General features: G+C 55.0%; 5 protein-coding genes. All 5 read left to right on the top strand.

Annotated elements, in window-relative coordinates; genetic code table 11:
* Nucleotides 1-600: U32 family peptidase C-terminal domain-containing protein (locus tag WCG50_RS18100; protein WP_336900992.1), on the top strand; the 600-nt coding region annotated here is incomplete at its 5' end.
* A gap of 11 nt (nucleotides 601-611) precedes the next feature.
* Complete coding sequence (gene arfB / locus WCG50_RS18095) at nucleotides 612-1031, top strand: alternative ribosome rescue aminoacyl-tRNA hydrolase ArfB (RefSeq protein WP_336900991.1); 420 nt, start codon at nucleotides 612-614, stop codon at nucleotides 1029-1031.
* 354 nt (nucleotides 1032-1385) lie between these two features.
* Nucleotides 1386-2474 (top strand): HD domain-containing phosphohydrolase, encoded by a 1089-nt coding sequence (locus tag WCG50_RS18090; RefSeq protein WP_336900990.1) that lies wholly within the window; start codon nucleotides 1386-1388, stop codon nucleotides 2472-2474.
* On the top strand, nucleotides 2471-2656 hold the full coding sequence (locus WCG50_RS18085) for a hypothetical protein (protein WP_336900989.1): 186 nt from the start codon (nucleotides 2471-2473) through the stop codon (nucleotides 2654-2656). Before WCG50_RS18090 ends, WCG50_RS18085 begins: the two co-directional genes overlap by 4 nt.
* Before the next feature lie 242 nt (nucleotides 2657-2898).
* Nucleotides 2899-3757, top strand: an 859-nt coding sequence (locus WCG50_RS18080; RefSeq protein WP_336900988.1) for a PAS domain-containing protein, incomplete at its 3' end; no start/stop codon positions are given.

Here is a 3757-nt window from a genome sequence, read left to right as displayed (position 1 = left end):
GACGAGCACGGCACCTATGTGATGAACTCCAAAGACTTGCGTGCCATCGAACACGTCAAGCGCCTGGTTGAAATCGGTGTGGATTCGCTCAAAATTGAAGGCCGCACCAAGAGCCCGTATTACGTGGCGCGCACGGCGCAAAGCTACCGCCAAGCGATTGACGATGCCGTGGCCGGGCGCGAACTCGATCCGGCTTTGCTCGGACAACTCGAAGGCTTGGCGAATCGGGGTTACACCTCCGGCTTCTTTCAGCGCCACACGCCTGAGTCCACTCAAAACTACCTGCGCGGCTACTCCGAGTCGGGTCGCAGTTTGTATGTGGGCGATGTGCGCTCGTTTGACGCGGCGCGGGGCCTGGCCGAAGTCAATGTTCGCAACAAGTTTGCCGTGGGTGACTGGCTGGAAATCATCCACCCCAAGGGCAACCAAAACGTCCAACTGGCCAGCATGGAAAACACAGACGGCGAGCCCATGACCGTGGCGCCCGGCAGCGGTCATGTGGTGTGGTTGCCGCTGCCTGCTAGCGCGGTTGGCGCCTTTGTGGCACGTTATGTGTCGGACAAAGAGTTTGAAGGCACGCCTAACGACGTTCTGGTCTAAAGGCTTTCGGAATGGCTGAACCCGCCTCCCTGCAGCTGCTGGAAATCAACGAGGACGAGGTCGAAATCACGGCCATCCGGGCGCAGGGCGCGGGTGGGCAAAACGTCAACAAAGTCTCCAGTGCGATTCATCTGCGTTTTGATATTTCAGCTTCTTCCTTACCCGAGGATGTGAAGGAGCGCCTGCTGGCGCTCAGCGACAACCGCATCACCAAGGACGGCGTGCTGGTCATCAAGGCGCAGCAGCACCGCACGCAGGAGTCGAATAAATACGACGCCTTTGTGCGCTTGCACGAACTGGTCAACAGCGTGGCGCGCCCGCCCAAGAAACGGCGTGCCACCAAACCCAGCTACGGATCAAAGCAGCGCGCCCGCGTCGCTAAAAGCCAGCGCTCAGAGACCAAGGCCTCACGCGGGCGGGTCAATGAATAATTTCACTTTCATATCGATCCGATAGGCTGTTGCTTCGGCTTGCTGTGCCCTCGTACTGGCTGCGGTTTAGTGCCCAATTTCGCATGAATGGGTCGTCTCAGTAAACAGAATTTAAAGTACGGCAAGACCGCGGAACAGGATACGACAGGGCGTTATGTTGAGGCGCGAGCAAACGTTCCAGCTTCAAGTTTTTCGACGTTCACTATTTATTTGATCGTCATGACTTTAGTCATTTTTTGGCCATTCATCTCGTGAGCATCCCGTCCACTATGTCATGCTGATGGCTTCACTTGATATCAGGTCAACCTGTCGACTCCATAAGAGTCATGGGTTGAGCGCAAGAAAAATGACCACATGAATTCCGATGGCCGACCCAGTATCTTGATCGTTGATGATTCAGCCGAAAGTCTGAGCGTTCTCAGTACGTTGCTGATCCCTGATTGCCGCGTCCTGGTTGCTGCTTCAGGAGATGTTGCATTGCGATTGGCAAATCGACAGCCTGATTTGATTTTGCTCGACGTCATGATGCCCGGCATGGATGGGTACGCAGTATTGGCAAAGCTGCGTGAAAACCCAGCGACCAAGGACATTGCGGTGGTGTTTCTAACATCACTGTCACAGACAGAGGATGTGCAGCGGGGACTGCGACTGGGTGCCGCCGACTACATTACCAAGCCGTTTATTCCTGAAGTGGTATTGGCGCGGGTAGGCACCCAGTTGAAAGCCAAACAAGCCCGAGACTGGATGAGCAATCAGAATGCATTGCTTGAAAGTGAGATCTCGCGGCGAATGATTGAGAACGAACTTACCCAACGCATCAGCATCTGTGCGTTGGCTCATTTGGCAGAGATCCGTGACTCTGATACGGGCAGTCATATTCGACGTACCCAAGGCTATGTGGAGCAGTTGGCCCAAAGTCTCCGCCGCAATCCCAAGTTTTCCGCGATGCTTGATGACAGATACATTGAACTTCTATGCCGTTCCGCACCGTTGCACGACATTGGAAAAGTAGGCATTCCAGATCAAATCCTTCTGAAGCCGGGAAGACTCACGGACGCAGAAATGCAAGCGATGCGCAAGCACGCAAAGTTCGGTAGTGACGCCATCGAAATGGCTGAGCGCGACATCGCGATGCCTTTGCCATTTCTTGCTCTGGCAAAAGAAATCGCGCATTGGCATCACGAAAAGTTCAATGGCGGCGGCTACCCCGATGGCTTAGCCGGCGTCGCTATTCCCCTTTCAGCTCGGATCATGGCCCTAGCCGATGTGTTTGACGCTCTTATCTCGCCGCGCGTTTACAAACAGGCCATGCCCTATGCCACGGCCCGAGACAAAATTTTGGCAGAGCGCGGCCAACATTTCGATCCCGACATTACCGATGCCTTCGTTGCAGATTTTGATGATTTCGCGGCTATTGCTGACCGCTACCGGGACACGGCATGACAACAGCCCGGCAATTTCTGCACGGCAGCATCGGGCAGGTTCGCAACAAGGCGCGGCAGGTGGTCGACGACAGCCATGCATTTCTGGCGCGAAACAATGAAGAAATCAGCCGCCTTTCTGCCCGTCCGCAGATGCGCGCATTGGACCCGACCCACTGTGACTCGAAGCTGACGGAGATGTAGACAATGAGCTCGCGCGACACACTTGCCCTGCAGCGTAGTCTGCTGGTGAAAGTCAAGACCAACGTAGAACAACAAGTCACGTTCATCCCACTTGCTTGCGTGGACCATGTTGCGTCAAACAGCCATTCATTGAGGTCCTGTTTGATCTTTGTCCATCGCAGCACCCAGTCAATGATGCGTACGCATCTAGCCTCTCAGCGCTAGGCCCGGCTTCTGAATTAATACACCCTACAAGGCAAGCCATGAAAAGAACAATATTAATCCCCGCACTGCTTGCTGGCGCAGGCCAATCGCCGGAATCGACCGAGGGAATAAAAACAGAAGCCAGCCTGTTCAGTACCTTGGCTTTGCAAAGTGCAATTTTTAACAGCGCCAACTTCTCCAGCATCGCTACCGACGCCAATGGTGTGATTCAGATTTTCAACGTCGGCGCTGAGAGAATGCTGGGCTATGCGGCGGTCGACGTGGTGAATAAAATTACGCCCGCTGACATTTCTGACCCGCAAGAAGTTGTGGCCCGTGCCAAAACCCTGAGTGCTGAGTTGGACACCCTGATCACCCCCGGCTTTGAAGCGCTGGTGTTCAAAGCCTCCCGCGGCATTGAAGATATTTACGAACTGACCTACATCCGCAAGGATGGCAGTAGTTTTCCAGCGGTAGTGTCGGTCACGGCACTGCGCGATGACGAGGATGCCATCATTGGCTACCTGTTGATCGGCACCGACAACACCGCGCGCAAAGAGGCAGAAGAGGCCTTGCTGAAAGCTGGCGCCTTGCAAAAAGCCATTTTTGACAGTGCCAACTTTTCCAGCATCGCGACTGATGCCAAGGGCGTGATCCAGATTTTCAATGTCGGGGCCGAGCGCATGCTGGGCTATGCCGCCACCGACGTGATGAATAAGATCAGTCCCGCCGATATTTCTGACCCGCAAGAGGTGATTGCCCGGGCGATGGCCTTGAGTATCGAGTTGGACACTCCGATCACTCCCGGCTTTGAGGCGCTGGTGTTCAAGGCCTCACGCGGGATTGAAGACATTTACGAGCTCACCTACATCCGCAAGGACGGTAGCCGCTTCCCGGCCGTGGTGTCGGTCACGGCGC

The sequence above is a fragment of the Rhodoferax sp. genome (assembly GCF_037143375.1).
Taxonomy (GTDB): domain Bacteria; phylum Pseudomonadota; class Gammaproteobacteria; order Burkholderiales; family Burkholderiaceae_C; genus Rhodoferax.
This window is presented reverse-complemented; position numbering and strand designations above follow the sequence as displayed.